The organism is Ensifer sp. B1-9 (assembly GCF_050474445.1).
In the GTDB taxonomy this organism is placed as follows: Bacteria; Pseudomonadota; Alphaproteobacteria; order Rhizobiales; family Rhizobiaceae; genus Ensifer.
The window spans coordinates 34100-53274 of the sequence record NZ_JBCHVG010000004.1; the positions used below are offsets into that span (position 1 = coordinate 34100).

20 protein-coding genes and 1 pseudogene are annotated in these 19175 nt (G+C 60.4%); 13 read left to right on the plus strand and 8 right to left on the minus strand.

Annotated features, from left to right (window positions below; translation table 11 throughout):
* Nucleotides 1-43 precede the first annotated feature (43 nt).
* Both ACQ5BM_RS08015 and ACQ5BM_RS08020 read right to left on the minus strand, forming a co-directional pair.
* Nucleotides 44-361, minus strand: a complete 318-nt coding sequence (locus tag ACQ5BM_RS08015) for a MocE family 2Fe-2S type ferredoxin (protein WP_336171015.1) — start codon at nucleotides 359-361, stop codon at nucleotides 44-46.
* A 27-nt stretch (nucleotides 362-388) separates the two neighbouring features.
* Entirely contained in the window at nucleotides 389-1480 is a 1092-nt protein-coding gene (locus ACQ5BM_RS08020; protein WP_429809891.1) for a fatty acid desaturase family protein, read from the minus strand.
* Between the two features lie 162 nt (nucleotides 1481-1642).
* On the opposite strand from ACQ5BM_RS08020, the gene ACQ5BM_RS08025 reads away from it, so the two are divergent.
* The 6 genes from ACQ5BM_RS08025 (at nucleotide 1643) to ACQ5BM_RS08050 (ending at nucleotide 7926) form a co-directional block, all read left to right on the plus strand.
* On the plus strand, nucleotides 1643-2674 hold the full coding sequence (locus ACQ5BM_RS08025) for a LacI family DNA-binding transcriptional regulator (protein WP_429809893.1): 1032 nt from the start codon (nucleotides 1643-1645) through the stop codon (nucleotides 2672-2674).
* Nucleotides 2675-2850: 176 nt separating this feature from the next.
* On the plus strand, nucleotides 2851-3663 hold the full coding sequence (locus tag ACQ5BM_RS08030; protein WP_429809894.1) for a TIM barrel protein: 813 nt from the start codon (nucleotides 2851-2853) through the stop codon (nucleotides 3661-3663).
* Nucleotides 3664-3895: 232 nt separating this feature from the next.
* A complete protein-coding gene (locus ACQ5BM_RS08035; RefSeq protein WP_429809896.1) occupies nucleotides 3896-4825 on the plus strand; it encodes a sugar ABC transporter substrate-binding protein in 930 nt (309 codons plus the stop codon).
* A 164-nt stretch (nucleotides 4826-4989) separates the two neighbouring features.
* Entirely contained in the window at nucleotides 4990-6531 is a 1542-nt protein-coding gene (locus tag ACQ5BM_RS08040) for a sugar ABC transporter ATP-binding protein (RefSeq protein WP_429809897.1), read from the plus strand.
* 34 nt (nucleotides 6532-6565) lie between these two features.
* Entirely contained in the window at nucleotides 6566-7591 is a 1026-nt protein-coding gene (locus tag ACQ5BM_RS08045; protein WP_429809899.1) for an ABC transporter permease, read from the plus strand.
* A 212-nt stretch (nucleotides 7592-7803) separates the two neighbouring features.
* A complete protein-coding gene (locus ACQ5BM_RS08050; protein ID WP_268802306.1) occupies nucleotides 7804-7926 on the plus strand; it encodes a hypothetical protein in 123 nt (40 codons plus the stop codon).
* Between the two features lie 107 nt (nucleotides 7927-8033).
* On the opposite strand, the gene ACQ5BM_RS08055 is transcribed toward ACQ5BM_RS08050, so the two are convergent.
* Nucleotides 8034-9413, minus strand: a complete 1380-nt coding sequence (locus ACQ5BM_RS08055; RefSeq protein ID WP_429809901.1) for a sensor histidine kinase — start codon at nucleotides 9411-9413, stop codon at nucleotides 8034-8036.
* Nucleotides 9410-10087, minus strand: coding sequence for a response regulator transcription factor (locus tag ACQ5BM_RS08060; protein WP_429809902.1), 678 nt, complete (start codon nucleotides 10085-10087; stop codon nucleotides 9410-9412). Before ACQ5BM_RS08060 ends, ACQ5BM_RS08055 begins: the two co-directional genes overlap by 4 nt.
* A 77-nt stretch (nucleotides 10088-10164) precedes the next feature.
* On the opposite strand from ACQ5BM_RS08060, the gene ACQ5BM_RS08065 reads away from it, so the two are divergent.
* Entirely contained in the window at nucleotides 10165-11232 is a 1068-nt protein-coding gene (locus ACQ5BM_RS08065; RefSeq protein ID WP_429809904.1) for an ABC transporter substrate-binding protein, read from the plus strand.
* A 42-nt stretch (nucleotides 11233-11274) separates the two neighbouring features.
* Here ACQ5BM_RS08065 and ACQ5BM_RS08070 read toward each other — a convergent pair whose 3' ends face one another.
* Complete coding sequence (locus ACQ5BM_RS08070; protein WP_429809906.1) at nucleotides 11275-11721, minus strand: DUF1801 domain-containing protein; 447 nt, start codon at nucleotides 11719-11721, stop codon at nucleotides 11275-11277.
* A gap of 70 nt (nucleotides 11722-11791) precedes the next feature.
* Complete coding sequence (locus tag ACQ5BM_RS08075; protein WP_429809908.1) at nucleotides 11792-12325, minus strand: DUF1801 domain-containing protein; 534 nt, start codon at nucleotides 12323-12325, stop codon at nucleotides 11792-11794.
* 450 nt (nucleotides 12326-12775) lie between these two features.
* On the opposite strand from ACQ5BM_RS08075, the gene ACQ5BM_RS08080 reads away from it, so the two are divergent.
* The 4 genes from ACQ5BM_RS08080 to ACQ5BM_RS08095 all read left to right on the plus strand — a co-directional run bounded on the left by ACQ5BM_RS08080 (nucleotide 12776) and on the right by ACQ5BM_RS08095 (nucleotide 16118).
* Nucleotides 12776-13720, plus strand: a complete 945-nt coding sequence (locus ACQ5BM_RS08080) for a Bug family tripartite tricarboxylate transporter substrate binding protein (RefSeq protein ID WP_429809909.1) — start codon at nucleotides 12776-12778, stop codon at nucleotides 13718-13720.
* Nucleotides 13717-14208 (plus strand): tripartite tricarboxylate transporter TctB family protein, encoded by a 492-nt coding sequence (locus ACQ5BM_RS08085; RefSeq protein ID WP_429809911.1) that lies wholly within the window; start codon nucleotides 13717-13719, stop codon nucleotides 14206-14208. Before ACQ5BM_RS08080 ends, ACQ5BM_RS08085 begins: the two co-directional genes overlap by 4 nt.
* A gap of 14 nt (nucleotides 14209-14222) precedes the next feature.
* Entirely contained in the window at nucleotides 14223-15740 is a 1518-nt protein-coding gene (locus ACQ5BM_RS08090) for a tripartite tricarboxylate transporter permease (protein ID WP_429809913.1), read from the plus strand.
* A 210-nt stretch (nucleotides 15741-15950) separates the two neighbouring features.
* Complete coding sequence (locus ACQ5BM_RS08095) at nucleotides 15951-16118, plus strand: hypothetical protein (RefSeq protein ID WP_429809915.1); 168 nt, start codon at nucleotides 15951-15953, stop codon at nucleotides 16116-16118.
* Nucleotides 16119-16445: 327 nt separating this feature from the next.
* On the opposite strand, the gene ACQ5BM_RS08100 is transcribed toward ACQ5BM_RS08095, so the two are convergent.
* Nucleotides 16446-16763: a hypothetical protein gene (locus ACQ5BM_RS08100; protein ID WP_429810537.1), complete on the minus strand. Its 318-nt coding sequence runs from the start codon at nucleotides 16761-16763 to the stop codon at nucleotides 16446-16448.
* A gap of 47 nt (nucleotides 16764-16810) precedes the next feature.
* Nucleotides 16811-16966: pseudogene (locus ACQ5BM_RS08105) on the minus strand (flagellar biosynthesis protein FlgA); the annotation flags it as partial.
* A 65-nt stretch (nucleotides 16967-17031) separates the two neighbouring features.
* On the opposite strand from ACQ5BM_RS08105, the gene ACQ5BM_RS08110 reads away from it, so the two are divergent.
* Both ACQ5BM_RS08110 and ACQ5BM_RS08115 read left to right on the plus strand, forming a co-directional pair.
* Nucleotides 17032-17709: a winged helix-turn-helix domain-containing protein gene (locus tag ACQ5BM_RS08110; RefSeq protein WP_429809917.1), complete on the plus strand. Its 678-nt coding sequence runs from the start codon at nucleotides 17032-17034 to the stop codon at nucleotides 17707-17709.
* Entirely contained in the window at nucleotides 17702-19093 is a 1392-nt protein-coding gene (locus ACQ5BM_RS08115; protein ID WP_429810508.1) for an ATP-binding protein, read from the plus strand. The genes ACQ5BM_RS08110 and ACQ5BM_RS08115 overlap by 8 nt, the downstream gene beginning before the upstream one ends.
* Nucleotides 19094-19175: the final 82 nt, after the last annotated feature.

A 19175-nucleotide genomic window follows, 5' to 3' on the forward strand; every position in this document is an offset into this window, starting at 1 on the left:
TCCCTGCCCGCTCTTGCTGAACTTTTTTGCGTTGAAGCCGCGATCAAGCGATCGCGATGAATACACTTCCGGCCTCGACCTTCACCGGATAGGTCTTCAGGTTGACGCAGACCGGGGCGCCCTTGGCCTGGCCCGTCTTGTAGTTGAAGCGTCCGTTGTGCTTCGGACATTCAATGATGTCGTCCATCACGAGGCCGTCGGCCAGATGGATGTGCTCGTGCGTGCAAAGCCCGTCAGTCGCGAAATATTCGTCATCCGGGCTCCGGTAGACCGCAAAGGTGCGACCTTCGTGGTCGAATCGGATGACGTCTTCTTCATCGATTTCCTCCGCCGCGCAGACTTCAACCCAGTTTCCGCTCATGATTTCCTCCATTCCTGCTCTCATTGGTTACTCAGCTGCATTCGCGATCGCGTCGCTGTGAAATTCTTCCCGATAGGGCTTCGCCGTCGCCGGAAGTTCGCGCTTCAGGAAATAATCCTCGTGGCGCAACTGCCGCAGGAAGGCCGGGATCATCTCGCGATAACCGTGCAGGATCGACGGGTTCGGCGCTGGCAGATCGTGCTTGATCATGGCGTGAAGCTTCGGCAGCGCGTGATAGGGCACCATCGGGAACATGTGGTGCTCCACATGGTAGTTCATGTTCCAATAGACGAAGCGGCTCACCGGGTTCATGTAGACCGTGCGGCTGTTCAGCCGATGGTCCGTTACGTTATCGGCGAGACCGCCATGCTGCAGCAGCCCGGTCAGCACATGGTGCCAAGCGCCGTAAAGCCGCGGCAGACCGATCACCATCAGCGGCAGCATCGAGCCGAGGTAGAGCGAGAGCGCGATCGTTGCCGCGTAGATGGCAACCCAGATGCGGGCAACAAGGATCGCCTTCGGCTGCTCCATTGCCGGAATGAATGTCGCTTCCTCGGCGCTGATAATCCCAAGCGTGTTGCGGACCATGTCGATGACCGCATGCCAGACATCGAGGATGCCGAAGAAGTTCAAGACGAGGCGCAGGAGATCCGGCGGCCGCATGACGGCTATCTCAGGATCGCGGCCGACGATGACGGTGTCCGTGTGGTGGCGCGTATGGCTCCAGCGCCAGGTGACGGGATTGCGCATGATCATGAAGCAGGCGATCTGGTAGATGGCGTCGTTCATCCACATCGTCTTGAACGCCGTGCCATGCCCGCATTCGTGCCAGCGACTGTCGGAGGCCGAACCGTAGAGAACGCCATAGGCGAGGAAGAACGGAATGGCCCACCAGGTGCCCCAGAAGATGATGCCGAGCCCGCCGAAGAGAACGAGGCAACCGAGCCAGATCGCGGTGTCGCGAATGGCCGGTCCATCCTCACGCTTCATCAGTTCCTTCATCTGCTTGCGCGGGATCTCCGTGTGATACCACTCCGCGGCCGAAAGGCCGTTGGCGACGGCCGCCTGGGCATCACGCCCGAGGAGACTGTAATCTCGCTTCGTTGGAACCATCCCCATTGCTCTCCTCCCTGCGATCCGGCCAGCTTGGCCAGAGCGTCCGATGTCGTGCAATGACGATAGGTTGACTTTTGCTAGGTCTCAATGCAGCAATGATACATTCTCTCAAATGATGTCATACACTGCATTTCATTCGTGATGCAAACCTATCAGGAGGAAGCGATGAGCAAGCGTCCGACCATTGCCGATCTCGCACGAGCCGCCGGCGTCAGCGTCGCGACCGTCGATCGCGTCCTGAATGGACGCCATCCCGTGCGGGAGGAAACGGCGCGTCGTGTCTACGAGGCTGCCAAGTCCATCGGGTATCACGCAGTCGGCCTCATCCGGCAGCGCGTCTTTGAGGATCTGCCACAGTACAAGCTTGCCTTCGTGCTGCAGAAGCCGGAGCAGTCGTTCTACAAGGCGGTAGCAAAAGAGATCGAGAACGCCGCACTGTCGCTGTCGAATGCACGTGTTTTCGCGCAGATCGACTTCGTGGCAAATTCGACGCCGACAGCGATAACCGACAAGCTCCGCGCTGCCGCGGCGCGAAACCAGGCAGTTGCGCTCGTCGCCCCCGACTATCCGGCTGTCACGGCAGCGATCGAGGAGTTGAAGGAGCGCGGAATTCCGGTCTTCTCGCTGCTTTCGGACTTCGCCGCCGGCGTGCGTGAAGGTTATGTCGGGCTCAACAACCACAAGGTCGGTCGAACCGCCGCATGGATGATCGCCAAGGCGGCCAAACGCCCCGGCAAGGTGGCAGCCTTCGTCGGCAGCCATCGCTTCCTCGGCCACGAGCTTCGAGAGATCGGGTTTCGCTCCTATTTCCGCGAGCATGCGCCGGATTTCGAAGTGCTTGATACCATGGTCAACCTCGACACGGCCGAGATCACGCACGAAGCAACGCTGAACCTTTTGCAGCGCCACCCGGATCTGATCGGCTTCTACGTCTGCGGCGGAGGCATGGAAGGCGCCATCTCGGCTATCCGCGAGGAGAAACTGGAAGGCAAGCTCATCGCTGTCGTCAACGAACTGACGCCGGAGTCCCGAGCAGCCCTTGGAGACGACGTCGTCACGTTGGCGATTTCGACCCCAACCGCGGCCCTGGCACGCGAAACGATCAATCTGATGATCCAGGCGGTCGACAAAGGTCCGACGGGCGCCCCAGGGCAAACATTCCTTCCCTTTGACCTCTTCACGCCCGAGAATATCTAGCGAACCGTGATAGATTTATATCATTGACAAAAGACAATATTGCAGCAATGCAAGCTGTTTGAGCGCGATGCTCTTTGACTGTTCTCCAGCAGTTGGTGAAATGTCCACGACGATGTAAATGGAATGTACGTTCCATTTATGGCGTCTGACCTATCCCCATTGGAGGAGACATTCCCGTGACAGCCCAGCCCTTCGCCCTCAATCATATGACGACGCCCGGTCTCCCGCTCGACGCCTTCTTCGAACTTGCAAAGTCCCTCGGGATCACCTCCGTTGAAATCCGCAACGACCTTGCCGGTAATGCCATCCTCGACGGCACACCGGCCAAGGATGTAGCGGCGCTCGCCGCCATCCACGGCATAACGATCATCTCCATCAACGCGCTGCAGCGCTTCAATGAATGGAATTCGGCGCGTCAGAAAGAGGCCGAAGAGCTGATCGCCTACGCGCGCGACTGCGGCGCCAAGGCCCTCGTCCTCGTTCCCGTCAACGACGGATCCGGCCAGGCGGACGGAGAGCGTCAGGCAAATCTTCACGAAGCACTTGCCGCCCTGAAACCGATGCTCGAATCCGCCGGAATTATCGGTCTTGTCGAGCCGCTGGGCTTCGAAATCTGCTCGTTGCGCTCGAAGACCGAGGCTGTCGAGGCGATCAAGGCCACCGGCGGCGAACAGACCTTCCGGCTGGTGCACGACACGTTCCACCACCATCTTGCCGGCGAGCCCGCGACCTATCCTGACATGACCGGGCTCGTGCATATTTCGGGCGTCACGGACGGCCGGATTGCTGTTTCCGATCTGCGCGACTCGCATCGAGTTCTGGTCGACCAGAACGACCTGCTCGACAATGTCGGACAGATCCGGAGCCTCCGTGCTGAAGGCTATGCAGGTCCGCTTTCCTTCGAGCCGTTTGCCGCCGAGGTTCACGAGGTTGCTGATCCGGCGGCTGCGATCAAGCAGAGCATGGATCACATCCGGGCGCGGATCTGACCTGTCGTCGCTGACGACGGGAAAACGATGAGGGCGCCGCAACAGGTCTTGACGGCGACCCCATAAAATGGAATACATATTCCGTAATCGCAATTTACTGGTTCGTTTATTCCGTTTTATCTCAAGGCGTAACGGGAGTGGCGCTTTCGAGGTGAATGAACGCAATCCGGCAAGGGATTGCGCTCCCGGCAGGAGAAGGTGTCGCCGGGCACCATTGTGGAGGAGAAAGACAATGAAGAAATTCGTGCTGGGCACAGCGCTGGCAGTAATGATGTCGACGGCTGCGCATGCCGAGACCATCGGCGTATCGATGGCCCTTTTCGACGACAACTTCCTGACGGTCTTGCGCAACGGTATGTCCGACTACGCAAAGACCCTCGACGGCGTCGAGCTGCAGATCGAGGACGCGCAGAACGACGTCTCGAAGCAGCAGAGCCAGATTCAGAACTTCATCGCTGCCGGTGTAAGCGCCATCATCGTCAACCCGGTTGACACCGACGCCACGGCAGCCATGTCGAAGATTGCCGCAGACGCCGGCATTCCGCTCGTCTATGTCAACCGCGAGCCGGTCAACGTCGACACCCTGCCGGAGAAGCAGGCTTTCGTCGCTTCAAACGAACAGGAATCCGGCACGCTGCAGACCCAGGAAATCTGCAAGATGCTCAACGGCAAGGGCAAGGCCGTCGTCATGATGGGCGAACTCTCCAACCAGGCCGCCCGCATGCGCACGAAGGATATCCACGACGTTCTCGCAACCGACCAGTGCAAGGGTATCGAGATTGTCGAGGAGCAGACCGCCAACTGGTCGCGTACCCAGGGCTCCGACCTCCTGACGAACTGGCTCTCGGCCGGCGTTGAATTCGATGCCGTCATTTCGAATAACGACGAAATGGCGATCGGCGCGATCCAGGCGCTGAAGGCAGCCGGTCGCTCGATGGACTCGGTCGTCATCGGTGGTATCGACGCGACGCAGGACGCACTTGCGGCCATGGCTGCGGGCGACCTCGACGTGACCGTGTTCCAGAACGCTGCCGGCCAGGGCAAGGGCTCGGTGGACGCTGCACTCAAGCTCGCCAAGGGCGAACCGGTCGAAAAGAAGGTCTATATCCCCTTTGAGCTGGTGACCAAGGAAAACCTCGACACGTATCAGGCCAAGAACTGATCGGCTTCAAACGAGAGCGCGGGAACATCCGCGCTCTCGTTCAAATGCAAGTCCCGCTGCGGATGTCTGCGTCCCGTTGGATGTGACCTGCGACTATTGGGCTGGTGACCCGCCAGCGACGAGGACTTTCGGCAACAGCCGGAAACGACGGGGGAGGCAAGGAAATGACGCTCAGTCCGACAACGATGGCAGCCGTGCGCGCCAGCGGCGCCGTGCCCAAGGCCGAATATCTTCTTTCAGCGGAAGGCATCCGCAAGGAATTCCCGGGCGTCGTTGCCCTCGACGACGTCGAGTTCAAGCTCAAGCGCGGCACGGTCCATGCGCTGATGGGCGAAAACGGCGCCGGCAAATCCACGCTGATGAAAATCCTCGCCGGCATCTATACGCCCGATAAGGGCGAAGTCAGGCTGAAAGGCGTTGACATCCGTCTGAAGTCGCCGCTCGACGCGCTCGAAAACGGCATTGCCATGATCCATCAGGAACTGAACCTGATGCCTTTCATGACGGTGGCCGAAAATATCTGGATCCGCCGCGAGCCGAAGAACCGCTTCGGCTTCGTCGACCACGGCGAGATGAACCGCATCACGGCCCGACTGTTCGATCGCCTCAAGATCAAGATCGATCCGGAGATCGAAGTTCGCCATCTCTCCGTCGCCAACCGGCAAATGGTCGAAATCGCCAAGGCGGTTTCGTATGAATCCGACGTACTGATCATGGACGAGCCGACCTCGGCGCTGACCGAGCGTGAGGTCGCCCACCTGTTCGAGATTATCCGCGACCTGCGCCAACAGGGTATCGGTATTGTCTACATCACCCACAAGATGAACGAGCTCTTCGAGATCGCCGACGAGTTCTCGGTGTTCCGCGACGGCAAGTTCATTGGCACCCATGCCTCGAGCGACGTCACCCGCGACGACATCATCCGCATGATGGTTGGCCGCGAGATCACCCAGATGTTCCCGAAGGAGGAAGTGCCGATCGGCGACGTTGTGCTGTCGGTAAAGAATCTGACGCTCGACGGTGTCTTCCGCGATGTCTCCTTCGATGTCCGCGCCGGGGAAATCCTCGGGATGGCAGGCCTCGTCGGCTCCGGCCGCTCGAATGTCGCCGAAGCGCTCTTTGGCGTGACACCGGCGAGCTCCGGTACGATTGCGATCGACGGCAAGGCGCTTTCGATCGACAGCCCGAACACGGCGATCAAGAACCGCATGGCGTTCCTGACCGAGGACCGCAAGGACACGGGCTGTCTTCTGATCCTCGACATCCTCGAGAACATGCAGATCGCCGTACTCCAGGATCGCTTCGTCAGGGGCGGCTTCGTCACCGAGAAGCAAATCACCGCCGCTTGCGAAGAGATGAGCCGCAAGCTGCGCGTCAAGACGCCGAACTTGCAGGAGCGCATCGAGAACCTCTCCGGCGGTAACCAGCAGAAGGTGCTGATCGGCCGCTGGCTGCTCACCAATCCGCGCATCCTGATCCTCGACGAGCCGACACGCGGTATCGATGTCGGCGCCAAGGCGGAAATCCACCGCCTCGTCACCGAGCTGGCGCGAAACGGCGTCGCCGTCATCATGATTTCTTCGGAAATGCCAGAGGTGCTCGGCATGAGCGACCGCATCATGGTCATGCACGAGGGCCGCGTCACCGGCTTCCTCGACAGGGCGGAAGCAACCCAGATCAAGGTCATGGAGCTCGCCGCGAGCTGAGCGGGAAGCGATCCGACGAAAGGGAGGAATGAAAATGGATACCAATATCGCCGCACAGGGCGGGAGCACGACGCTCGTTGGCGCAAAGCGCCGCCTGCCGCCCGAATTCAACATCTTTCTGGTGCTGATCGGCATCGCCCTCGTCTATGAAGTTCTTGGCTGGATCTTCGTTGGCCAGAGTTTCCTCATGAACCCGCAGCGTCTGACGATCATGATCCTGCAGGTCTCGGTGATCGGCATCATCGCCGTCGGCGTGACTCAGGTCATCATTACCGGCGGCATCGATCTCTCCTCAGGCTCCGTCGTCGGCATGACGGCGATGATTTCGGCAAGCGTCGCCCAGGCATCGACCTGGCCACGGGCCCTCTATCCGTCGCTCACCGACATGCCAGCGATTGTCCCGATTGGCCTTGGGGTCGGCATCGGCTTGCTCGCCGGCGTCATCAACGGCCAGCTCATCGCCCGCACGAAGATCCCGCCCTTTATCGCGACACTCGGCATGATGGTGTCGGCACGCGGCATCTCCAAGTGGTACACCAAGGGACAGCCGGTCTCTGGCCTCACCGAGCAGTTCAACTTTATCGGCACCGGCATCTGGCCCGTCATCGTCTTCCTGGTCGTCGCGATCATCTTCCACATCGCACTGCGCTACACCCGATATGGCAAGTTCACCTATGCAATCGGTGCCAACGTCCAGGCGGCGCGCGTCTCGGGCATCAATGTCGAAGCGCATCTGATCAAGGTCTATGCCATTGCCGGCATGCTGGCCGGGCTCGCCGGTGTCGTTACCGCTGCCCGCGCTCAGACGGCCCAGGCCGGCATGGGGGTCATGTACGAACTGGACGCGATCGCCGCGACCGTCATCGGTGGAACGTCGCTGACCGGCGGTGTGGGCCGGATCACCGGCACGGTCATCGGCACGATCATCCTCGGCGTCATGACCTCTGGTTTCACCTTTCTGCGCGTCGACGCCTACTATCAGGAAATCGTCAAGGGTCTGATCATCGTCGCCGCCGTCGTCATCGACGTCTATCGACAGAAAAACCGCAAGAAGGCCTGAACCTCCAAAGAAAAACTCTCCTCCCAGTGAAGCCAACTGGCCGGGATGATGAAAGTCATCCCGGCATTTTGTTTTTCACTTCAGGTATTTCGCCACTCTTTTACCACTTTCCACATATGCTTGGCGCGCAGGTCTGCCCCGGCGTGGGCGCTCTGGCACGATCCTTCGCGATGCACTACATGCACGCTGTCCAAAACTATCGGAGACTTATCATGTTGTCGCAGCGCAAGCTTGCGAGCCAGTTTCAGCCGCGTTTCGTTCTCCAGCTCTGGAACGCGATGCTGCGGGTACAGACCCGCGAGACAGCTTCCCTCTTCGGCCAGCGCGGCCGCTAAGCAAGTTAATCGAAAATGCCCAACCATTTGGCGTGTCGACCTGACCGCCTTCAGATGGTTTTTGCTCATCCGGCCCGCGATTGCGGCGCCGGAGAGCCGGCCTGTTGCTAGCCCGCCGGAAAGCGGATGGTCACCTTCAGGCCGCGACCGTCCGCCCCTTCGTTGAGACTAGTCGTCGCCCCATAAAGACCTGCGATCTCCTCCACGATCGGCAGGCCAAGCCCCGAACCCGGCGCTTCGCTGCCTCCGCGTTCGAAGCGCCGCAACACTTTCGCGCGCAGCTCGGCCCGAATGCCCGGGCCATTGTCCTCGACTTCCAGCGACACAGATCCGCTGTCTGCAACAACGCGTGTCGTCACTTCGGCACCTAAGCCGGCATAGAGCAAGGCGTTGCCGATCAGATTCTTGAGCATCTCGGCCACCAGCAGCGGCTCGGCGCGAATGAAGGCTTCGCCCTCGCCATCAAAGCCGAGATCGATGTCGGCCTCTCCCGCCGCCGGCACGTGTTCCGCGGTGATTTCGCGCGCGAGTTCGACAAGATCGACACGCTCCAGCATCCGCGCCTCATTCTTGCCTGCCGCGTCGATTTTCGCCATCAGCAGTAATTGCCCCAGGATGCGTTCGGCATTGGCTACGGCTTCGTCGGCCTTTTTCACAGCACTCTTCGTCTCCTCGAAGGACCCGGCACGCTGAGCCAAGGCGAGCTGAGTCCGAATGATCGCAAGCGGCGTTCGCAATTGATGGCTGGCGTTACCGGTGAAATTGCGCAGCGCATCGAGCGCCGATTGCAGCCGCCCCATGAACGAGTTGACCGTGTCGACAAGCCCCTGGACTTCGTTGGGTACGCGTTCACCAATCGGGTGCAGATCATCAGGATTACGCTCGGCGATCGCGTCTCCGAGCCGATAAAGCGGGCGCAGCGAAAATGTGACTGCTATCCAGACGATCACCGCGGCGCCGGCGATCATCATGCCGAGACGAAGAGCCGATCGGACGAGGATGGTCTGCGCCAGTTGCCGGCGCGCGATTGTCGTTTCGGCAACGGTAACGACGAAGGGCACCGAATTGACGCCGGTCGAGGCGGAACGGCGGAGGGCGGCGATGCGGATCGGTTCACCACGAAACGTCGCATCCGCGAAGGTCGTGGATGTCCCAGGCTCTTCGGCAAGCGACGGCAGCGTCTGGTAGCCGGTGATGAACTGGCCGGGCGGGCCGTCGACCCTGTAGAAAACGCGATCCTGCGCGGCAGAGGTTAGCATCTCCAGGGCAACATAGGGGATATCGACCTCGAGCGAGCCGTCCTCTGCCACGACCACGCGCTCCGCGATCGCCAATGCGGAGCCAGCGAGCACGCGGTCGGAGACGACGTTGGCGGTCGTGACCGCCTCTCGATAGGTATCCATGAGCGCAATCACGCCGATGACGACCGTCGAAATCAGTAGCCAACCTAACAGGCGCCGGCGGAGGCTATAGACTGTCGTTCTCATTCCGGCTCGGCCATCTTGTCGAGGTAGTAGCCGATGCCGCGGGCTGTGCGAACGGTGAGGCCATGCGGGGCCAACCGCTTGCGCAGCCGACTGACATATTGCTCGATCGCATTGGGGCTAAGATCGTCGTCGAAGCCGGTAAGCGACTGCATGATCGCGTCCTTTGCGACCACCTTGCCGGCCCGCATGAACAGGAGTTCGAGAAGTCCTAATTCGCGCGCAGGGATCTCGATCGGCGCGCCGCCTGACGAAAAGCTTCGGGTATTGAGATCAAGCGAAACATTGCCATAGCTGACCGTGGATGCCCTGAGGCCCGCCTGCCGGCGCAGCAACACGCGCACGCGCGCCTCGAGTTCCCCGACGTCGAACGGCTTGATCATGTAGTCGTCGGCGCCGAGATCAAGACCCTTGATCCGTTCCTCGGGCGCCCCCCGCGCAGTAAGGATCAGCACCGCCGCACGGTTCTGCCGGGCGCGCATTGCCCGTAGCACATCGAGCCCATCCATTTCCGGCAGGTTGAGGTCGAGAATGACGAGATCGAAGGTTTCAGCCGCCGCAACCGCATGCGCCGACGCGCCGTCACTGACGACGTCGACAGCGTAGCCGCTGCCACGCAAAATGGCAGACAGGCCCTCCGCCAGGTCCTGGTTATCCTCAACAAGCAAGATGCGCAAATAACGTCACTCCCCGAACCACCTTATCCGGCGACGCCTTGCTTGTGAACGGTGACGCGCTGAGGCATTGTGGATTCATGCGGTTCTTGATTTCTCTTCTTTTTTTTGCCCTCTGCCCCCAGCTGCTGCTTGCGGCACCGATCATATTTCCAGCTCTTTCCGGCAACGCCGACGCGCGCACGCTGGTGGTCTATTCCTCGCTCGATGAACCTCTCGCCAGGCCGATGATCATCGGCTTCCAAAGGGCCAATCCGGATGTGGCCGTACGCTACGAAGACATGCTGACCGGCGAGATCTACGACCGCATCATCAAGGAAACGGACGCCGGAATGAAGACGGCGGACTTCGCCTTTTCTTCCGCCATGGACCTCCAAGTCAAGCTCAGCAACGACGGCTACGCCCAACGCAGCGACCTGCCGATGAGCGACCGCTGGCCCGCCTGGGCGAACTGGCGCAACACGGCCTATGCGCTCACCTTCGAGCCCGCCGTCTTCGTCTATCACAAGCCAAGTTTCACGACGGAAAAGCCACCGTCGACACGGGCCGAATTCGTCAGTTATCTGAAGCGCCAGGGTGCCAACGTTTTTGGGCGTATCGGAACCTACGACATCGAGCGCTCGGGCGTCGGCTTCCTCTTTATGTCGCGTGACCAGGAGCAGTTCGGCGATATCTGGGATGTGATCCAGGCCATGGGTGCCGCCGGCGTCAAGCTCTACTCCACCAGCGAGGCCATCCTCGAGCGCGTCGCCGACGGGCGTTTCGTGCTCGGCTACAATATCCTTGGCTCCTACGCGGCGGACTGGGCAGCGCGGCATCCAGATGTCGGGATCGTTTTGCCCAAGGATTACACGGTGGTGATGTCGCGAATTGGTCTCGTTCCACAGGCCTCGGCCTCTCCAGACCTTGGACGACGCTATCTCGAATTCTTCATGTCCAAGGAAGGACAGACGATCATGGCACGGGAACTGCAGATTGCTGCTGTCAGCCCCGAGGTCGCCGGCGAGAACACCGCGAATACCATGCAAGCGATGCTCGGCGCTCAATTGCGCCCCGTTCCCGTCAGCCCCGGGCTGATGGTCTATCTTGATCAGGTGAAACGCTCGCGGCTGATCGCCAAATGGAACGAGGTCCTGCGGCTCCATTGAAAACTGGGCGAGCGCTAGGTCGGCCGCGCCTTAATCGGGTTTTCAGGCCTTCTTCCGGGACCGGCCGCTACGCTCGGCCTGCACCGACAGGTTCAGGTCCACGGCCTGTTGAATGAGAGCTTTCAAAGCGTCTTCGTCGATCTGTTGGCCCTCATGGATATCGATCGCCCGCCGGACATTGCCGTCAAGGCTCGAATTGAAGAGCCCCGCGGGATCTTCGAGCGACGCGCCCTTGGCGAAGGTCATCTTGACCACGGACTTGTAGGTCTCGCCGGTACAGATGATCCCTGCATGTTCCCAAACCGGAACACCTCTCCATTTCCATTCCTCGGCGACCTCAGGATCGGCTTCCTTGATCAGCCTCCTGACGCGCGCAAGCACTTCGCCCCGCCAGTCGTCGAGTTCGGCTATCCTGGCATCGATCCGTTCGGCGGCAGACGCTTCTCCGTCCGCGGCCTCGGTCTTTACTGTCTTCGACGTTTTCTTCATCGCATCATCTCCTCTCCGGTGGCACACGTTGAACGCAAGGTTCGTTCGCGCGACACCAATGGCTTTCCGCTCACATGCGTTCGCCGGGCAATCGGCTCGCTTGTTTTACCCAATCGCTGAATTGAGCTTCGTCAATCTCGTCCGTTTCGTGAATATGGAAATAGCGCGCATTCGCGGTTTTGGATTCGACTGGCGGCGGCGGGCTCAGTGCCGCGCCATTAAAGAACGCGACCTTGATATATTTGGCAAAGCAGTGAACGCCGAGGAACCAACCGTTGCCCTCCATCCCATAAAGCGGCGAATTCCACTTCACGGCCTTTTGCGCTTCCGGGACGGCACGCATGATGAGTTGGTCGAGACGGCGCCCGACCGCACTTTTCCAGCCCGGCATGGCGGCAATATAGGCTTGGACTGGTGCATCACCGTAGCCCTTGGCGATCTGAGGATTGCCGCCTGAAAGCAATTTCGGCTGGTCTGCGGCCGCCTGTCCCCTCTCCTCTTTTTCGCCTTCGTTTTTGGCTGACACACTCGCTCGTGTAGTGTTTTCTTTTGCGGGTCGCTTCGATGTAGCCTTGGCGATTTTGGTGTTGGCTGTCTTGGTCATGGCTCCATCCTTTCGAACAGGTCTTCGGGGTGGCAGGCGCGACACTACCACAGCTTGTCGTCCTCGCGATATCGCGACTCATCATCCGTGGAGCCGGCGCCTCGGCTCCGAGGTTTCGATTCGCCTCTTTCCCCGGTGGATCCACCTCTGCGAACAGAGCCACCCAGGCCGACAATGATGCCATTTCCCTCGCCGGCGGGGCCAAGCGCCTAAAATTTCGTAAACGTCACGCCTCGAAAAGCGTATTCGGGGCTTGATGTCAGCTAAATGTCAGCTTTCTATGGTGGCTTAGGGTCACTGGCACCCGTGGAGGCGGGTTTGCCGGTTGCGCACTGGGAGGAAGCCACCAATCCGGTCAAGCGACAAGGGTCGAAAGAACCCGTCGCCGTCTCCCCGCTCGCACACAGCAACAACGTGCGCGGTGAAAACGCGCCTCACGGAGGACTGACCTTGAAACACTTTTTCCTCGCAACGATTCTCGCCGGCGCCATGTCGCTGCCGGCATTCGCCGCTGACTACACGATCATCGCACCGGCAAACCCGGGCGGCGGCTGGGACCAGACGGCACGCTCGCTTCAGACCGTCATGCAGCAGGAAGGCATCTCCAGCAACGTTCAGGTTCAGAACGTGCCGGGCGCCGGCGGCACCATCGGTCTCGCCCAGTTCGCAAGCCAGCAGAAGGGCAATCCGAACGCTCTGATCGTCGGCGGCTACGTCATGGTTGGCGCCATCCTGACCAACAAGTCCCCGGTTACCCTCAAGGACGTCACGCCGATCGCGCGCTTGACCGGCGAATACGAAGCGGTCGTCGTTCCGGCTGCTTCCGACATCAAGACGATGGCCGACCTCGTCGCAGCCCTGAAGAAGGACCCGGGTGCGGTGTCCTGGGCCGGCGGCTCGGCCGGCGGTACCGACCACATTGCCGTTGGCCTGATCGCCAAGGCAGCCGGCGTCGATCCGACCAAGATCAACTACATCGCTTACTCTGGCGGCGGTGAGGCCCTCGCAGCCATCCTCGGCAGCCAGGTAACGGCCGGTGTTTCCGGCTATGGCGAGTTTGAATCGCAGGTCAAGGCCGGCACGCTTCGACTGCTCGCCGTAACGAGCGCCGAGCGCCTGTCGGGCGTTGACGCACCCACGCTGAAGGAATCCGGCCTCGACGTCGTCGTCGAGAACTGGCGCATGGTCGCCGCCGCTCCTGGCCTGTCTGACGAGCAGAAGGCTGCCGTAACGGCCGATGTCGAGAAGCTTGCAAAGTCTGCCAGCTGGCAGGAAGTCCTGAAGTCCAAGGGTTGGCAGGACAGCTACCTCGCCGGTGACGCCTTCAACGCCCAGCTCGACAAGGACGTTGCCGCCACCGAAGGTGTTCTCAAGGACATTGGACTGGTGAAATGACCAAGGGGCATCACCCTTCAACCGCAACGCGTCGCCCGGATCGGGCGGCGCTCTTCATCGCGGTGGTTCTCGCCGCTATCGCTGGACTCATTTTCTGGGATGTGTCGCGCCTCGCAGGCGCTGCCGGTTATTCCCAGGTCGGACCGACGACGGTCCCCTATGCGATCGCCTGCTGTCTTCTCGCTCTCGCGATCTGGACGGGCTTCGAAGCGTTTCGCGGCGACTTCCCGGAGCGTGAACACCAGGAGGTTGCTCCCGTCATCTGGATCGTTGGCGGCCTTGCTGCCCAGATGCTCTTGCTGAATGTCGCGGGCTTCTCGATCGCTACCGGCATTCTGTTCGCGCTGACCGCGCGTGGCTTTGGCAAGCGGAAGCTCTGGTTCTCAATTCCCGTCGGTATCGCGATCTGTTTTGCCGTGTGGGTGATTTTCGCCAAGCTCCTGCAACTGTCGCTGCCCGCGGGGCCGCTTGAACGCCTGTTCTTCTAAGAGGGCCGACGACTATGGCTACTTTTGACTTCCTGCTGCAGGGATTGCTGGTTGCTGCGCAGCCGATGAACCTGCTCTATGCGCTGATCGGCGTGACGCTCGGAACCGCCGTCGGCGTTCTGCCGGGCATCGGCCCGGCGTTGACCGTGGCCCTCCTGCTGCCGGTTACCTATCGGCTCGACCCTGGCGGTTCACTGATCATGTTTGCCGGCATCTATTATGGCGGCATGTATGGCGGTTCGACCACATCGATCCTCTTGAACACGCCCGGCGAAAGCGCCTCGATCGTCACTGCGCTCGAGGGCAACAAGATGGCCCGAGCTGGACGCGGCGGCCCGGCGCTGGCGACAGCCGCGATCGGGTCCTTTGTCGCCGGCCTCATTGCCACGCTCGGCCTTGCTTTCATCGCGCCCTATGTCGTCAAGCTGGCCCTGGTCTTTGGTCCGCGCGAGTATTTCGCGCTGATGGTGCTCGCCTTCGTCACCGTCTCATCGGCTTTCGGCGATTCTACCCTTCGCGGTCTGACGTCGCTGTTTGTTGGCCTGGCACTTTCTGTCGTCGGCATCGATCAGCTGACCGGCCAGACGCGCCTCTCCTTCGGTGTTCCGGAACTGCTTGACGGCATCGAAGTCACGACGCTCGCCGTTGCCATGTTCGCGATCGGCGAAACGCTCTTTATCGCTGCCCAAGGCGACAAGGGGCCCGACAAGGTCGAGGCGGTGCGTGGCTCGGTCTGGATGAATGCCACGGACTGGGCACGGTCCTGGAAGCCCTGGCTGCGCGGCACCTTCATCGGCTTCCCGATCGGCGCGATGCCGGCTGGCGGCGCCGAGATCGGCACCTTCCTCTCTTACGCTGCAGAAAAGCGCCTGACTAAGCATCCGGAAGAGTTCGGCAATGGCGCAATCGAGGGCGTTGCAGGTCCGGAAGCCGCCAATAACGCGTCCGCCGCTGGAACGCTCGTACCGCTGCTGACGCTCGGCCTGCCGACGACTGCAACGGCGGCCATCATGCTGGCCGGCTTCCAGCAATACGGCCTGCAGCCTGGTCCGCTGCTGTTTGCTACCAATCCGCAGCTCGTCTGGGGCCTGATCGCCAGCTTGCTCATCGCCAACTTCATGCTGCTGGTCCTAAACCTGCCGCTGATCGGTCTCTGGGTAAAACTGCTGACGATCCCGAAGCCGTGGCTCTATGCCGGTATCCTGTTGTTTGCGACGCTCGGCACCATCGGCGCCAACCCGTCAGTCTATGAACTCGGCATGCTGCTCGCCTTCGGCTTGCTCGGCTACGCTATGCGCGTGTTCGGTTATCCGATCGCCCCTGTCGTCGTCGGTCTGATCCTTGGTCCGCTTGCCGAGCAGCAGCTCCGCCGCGCACTCGCGATCAGCCAGGGTGACTTCAGCGTGCTGTTCACCTCGCCGATCGCCGCTGTGCTCCTGCTCATCGCCGCTGCCGCGCTGATCGTACCGCTGATCCTCAGGGCCCGTGGTCGTGGCGAGGTACTCTCGCAACTGGCAGCCAACGAGGACTAAGCCATCTCAAAGCAATTCCGGGTAGAGTCTCCTCTCGGAATTGCTCCCAAATAGCGCCTCCTCCCAAGGCGTATCGGCAGGCCCGTTTGGTTTGATTACCAACCGGGCTTGCTTCCTTTGCATGGCTGGCGTGTTCGATTGTGCATTGCAAAAAGACCGGTCAGACCCCATCTTTTGCTCATCAGAAAGAAAACGAAAGCGAGCAAGAAGATGGCTACCACAACTTACCACAAGGGTTTCATCGGTCGTGCGTTCGCAGTTCTCGGCGCTGCCAGCGCTGTCGCCGCCGCTGTCGAAGGTCACCGCCGCCCGAAGGCAAGCGACCTGCGCACCCTCGGCATTGACCCGGTAAACTTCCCGGACACGCGCCGCGGCTAACCAATTCCAGCGCCTCGAGGGGCGCCTTATCCTCCCAAGGATCAAGCGGCTCGGGATCGGAAGATCGCCGGGCCGTTGCTATATCGCAAAAGCGCGCGCCTATCGTCGACGAACGTCTTCAACGCGCAGGCGGCGGACCCACGACATCACGACGCGTAGAGCTCCGTCGCCTTATTTCTTCGCGCGATCGATCAATACCGGTTTCATCGAAGCGACTTATTCCTTGATCCCGATCGCCGATTACGGTCTGAGATGTGCGTCGCTATCGCCAGGATAAAAGCGGCTTGCGCTCGAAAGATTGCCAAGGTTTGACTGTGGCGGGGTACTTTAGCGAGATTTGCCGAAACGGAAGAAATCCCGCAGTCGCCGGCGCAGGATGTCGGACCAAGGCACCTCGGCATTGATCGCCTGATAGCCCGCTTGCGTCAGCGAGAACTCGACACGGCCGTCGTCCACTTCTCTTCGCGTAATGTATTGCATGTTCAGGGCGCGAAAGACGGCCGGATGCAGTTCCTGTGGCCAGTAGAGTTCGTCTGCCGGCACCCGATAGGCACCAGCATTGTAGAGCTCCTCAAGCACATTCCTTAAATCACTGGCCAGCATTGAATGTTTATCGTTCGCGGCGCACGGTTTGGCAATGCGCACGACGACCCACCGGGACAGGTCGAGGTTTCCCGGACCGTTCCTAAACTTCGGCCGCCGTCGCTTGCCGGACGGAAGACGCGGGCGAGGCGTGAAGACCGGCCGGCGGAAAGGCGAGACCATCTTCGGGGCAATTAAATACCCGTTCCGTTGGCGACGGCCGTCATTTGCATTGCAGCCTTGGTGCCGTCGGTCAAGGAGTTGTATGCTATCTTAGTATGCCGAACCTTGCGGCACAGCCGACTAGCCGGCTGCAGCAAGAGTGCGAAAAATGAGAGTCTTGGTCATCGAGGACGATGCGGAGACGGCGTCCTATATAAGCAACGGCCTGTCTGAGGAAGGTCATCAAGTCGACGTTGCTGCCGATGGCCGCGACGGCCTGCTGCAGGCAACGACGGGCGACTATGATGTTCTGATCGTCGATCGCATGCTGCCGGTACTCGATGGTCTGTCGCTTGTGAAGGCGCTCCGAAGTGTCGGCAATGCGACCCCCGTTCTCTATCTGACGTCCTTGGGGGGCGTCGACGATCGCGTAAAGGGGCTTGAGGCAGGGGGCGACGACTATGTTTCGAAACCATTCTACTTTGCGGAACTGCTGGCGCGTGTGAACGCATTAGGCCGCCGTCCGCCGCTAAAGAACGAGGAGACCACGCTTAGCATTCGTGACCTCGAAATGAATCTCTCCCGCCGGATCGTGCAACGCGCGGGCGTAATCATAGACCTCCAACCGCGCGAGTTCCGGCTCCTAGAGGTGTTGCTGCGCAACAAGGGCAGAGTGGTAACCCGAACAATGCTGCTGGAGCGTGTGTGGGACTTCCATTTTGAGCCGAAGACCAGCGTCGTAGAGACTCATATTTCACGGCTGCGGACCAAGATCGACAAGCCGTTCGACACCGAGTTGATACATACCGTCCGCGGTGCGGGCTACATCATTGACGACCATGTCTGACCTGTTGCGCCGCACGGCAGTGCGGGGATCGATTTTGCTCGCTATCCTCATCGGGTCCACGGTGCTTGCCGGGGTGACTGTCATCTACTGGCAACTGAGCGCCGAACTCGAGGAGCGTATCAAGCTGCATATCCTCGACAGCCGTGACGCGTTGGTGGCCATCGATAGCAGCGACGGCTTTAAAGATGTTGCGGAGGTTGTTAGGCGCGAGGCGACGTCGCGTCGCCCGATCGGCACGATCCTGCTGCTCGTCGATGACACGGGCAGCTTCGTGGCAGGCAATGTCGCAGGCATTCCAGATTTTCACGGCTGGCTCATTCTACGGGAAAGCGACCTCGGGCGCGTAAGCGGACAACGAAGTCCGGACGACTCCTATTACGCCCTTTGGACTCCCCTGTCGCAGGGTAAGCTCCTGGTCGGCGCCAGTATTGGAGACCTCCGGGTGGTTCAATCAACACTCCTTGGTGGCCTTTTTTGGGAACTGGCGGCGTTGGTACTGCTAGCGACGGCATCCGGTGCTCTGATCGCTCGGCGCGCCCAGTCGCAAATCCGCGCCATCTCCAGAGCTCTCGCAGCTGTCGCGAAAGGTAAACTGCAGGAACGCGTCGCCCGGCGCTACTCAGGAGATGACTTGGACCGCGTCGCCGAGCAGATCAACGCTACGCTCGATCATCTGCAGAGGCTGATAGAGCGTGTTGATCAGTCTTCGACCGATATCGCGCACGACCTCAAGCGGCCCGTGGGTAGACTGAGGCAAAGGCTCGACGTGGCGCTTCGAACCGCGACAGACGTCTCTGACTTTCGCAAAGAAGTCAGCGCCTGTCTTTTGGAGCTCGACACCATTGTGGAGACCTTCGAGGCGCTGCTGCGCATTGCACAGATTGAGGCAGGCGCGCGACGGCAACGTTTCCAATCAGTAGAGTTGAAAGACCTACTAACCGAAATCGTAGAAATCTATCGCCCGGTCGCAGAGGATGCCGGGGATACACTCATTGTGGAGCTCTCGAGGCAGCGAGCTGTTATCAACGGCGACAGTGAACTCTTAACGCAGCTTTTCGTGAACTTACTCGAAAATGCGATACGCCATTGTCCGGCAGGAACGACAATCCGCGTTACATTGGAGGCTGGCCAAGTCGGACCGAGTGTAATCGTCTCAGACGATGGCCCTGGGGTCCCTGCACATGAGCGAGCAAAGGTATTTCATCGTCTCTACCGGCTAGAAAAATCGCGTTCAACGCCAGGCAGCGGACTTGGATTGAGTTTAGTTGCGGCAATTGCCGAGCTGCATGGAGGCAAAATCACACTCTCTGACAACCGTCCAGGCCTCGTCGTTTGCATTGACTTTCCGCGAGTGGCGAGCGGCAAGGCGGCTGGCCCGCGCTAAGACAGCGCGCATACACTGCTTGCGTTCACAGGTCCGAAGGTGCCGGTCAGGCGCCAGTACCTTACCCATCCGTAAACAAACG

Excerpts from the sequence above, each read along its gene's own strand:
- ACQ5BM_RS08015 (WP_336171015.1), bottom strand. The coding sequence starts at position 361 with ATGAGCGGAAACTGGGTTGAAGTCTGCGCGGCGGAGGAAATCGATGAA.
- ACQ5BM_RS08020 (WP_429809891.1), bottom strand. The coding sequence starts at position 1,480 with ATGGGGATGGTTCCAACGAAGCGAGATTACAGTCTCCTCGGGCGTGAT.
- ACQ5BM_RS08025 (WP_429809893.1), top strand. The coding sequence starts at position 1,643 with ATGAGCAAGCGTCCGACCATTGCCGATCTCGCACGAGCCGCCGGCGTC.
- ACQ5BM_RS08035 (WP_429809896.1), top strand. The coding sequence starts at position 3,896 with ATGAAGAAATTCGTGCTGGGCACAGCGCTGGCAGTAATGATGTCGACG.
- ACQ5BM_RS08040 (WP_429809897.1), top strand. The coding sequence starts at position 4,990 with ATGACGCTCAGTCCGACAACGATGGCAGCCGTGCGCGCCAGCGGCGCC.
- ACQ5BM_RS08045 (WP_429809899.1), top strand. The coding sequence starts at position 6,566 with ATGGATACCAATATCGCCGCACAGGGCGGGAGCACGACGCTCGTTGGC.
- ACQ5BM_RS08050 (WP_268802306.1), top strand. The coding sequence starts at position 7,804 with ATGTTGTCGCAGCGCAAGCTTGCGAGCCAGTTTCAGCCGCGTTTCGTT.
- ACQ5BM_RS08055 (WP_429809901.1), bottom strand. The coding sequence starts at position 9,413 with ATGAGAACGACAGTCTATAGCCTCCGCCGGCGCCTGTTAGGTTGGCTA.
- ACQ5BM_RS08065 (WP_429809904.1), top strand. The coding sequence starts at position 10,165 with ATGCGGTTCTTGATTTCTCTTCTTTTTTTTGCCCTCTGCCCCCAGCTG.
- ACQ5BM_RS08070 (WP_429809906.1), bottom strand. The coding sequence starts at position 11,721 with ATGAAGAAAACGTCGAAGACAGTAAAGACCGAGGCCGCGGACGGAGAA.
- ACQ5BM_RS08075 (WP_429809908.1), bottom strand. The coding sequence starts at position 12,325 with ATGACCAAGACAGCCAACACCAAAATCGCCAAGGCTACATCGAAGCGA.
- ACQ5BM_RS08085 (WP_429809911.1), top strand. The coding sequence starts at position 13,717 with ATGACCAAGGGGCATCACCCTTCAACCGCAACGCGTCGCCCGGATCGG.
- ACQ5BM_RS08090 (WP_429809913.1), top strand. The coding sequence starts at position 14,223 with ATGGCTACTTTTGACTTCCTGCTGCAGGGATTGCTGGTTGCTGCGCAG.
- ACQ5BM_RS08095 (WP_429809915.1), top strand. The coding sequence starts at position 15,951 with ATGGCTACCACAACTTACCACAAGGGTTTCATCGGTCGTGCGTTCGCA.
- ACQ5BM_RS08110 (WP_429809917.1), top strand. The coding sequence starts at position 17,032 with ATGAGAGTCTTGGTCATCGAGGACGATGCGGAGACGGCGTCCTATATA.
- ACQ5BM_RS08115 (WP_429810508.1), top strand. The coding sequence starts at position 17,702 with ATGTCTGACCTGTTGCGCCGCACGGCAGTGCGGGGATCGATTTTGCTC.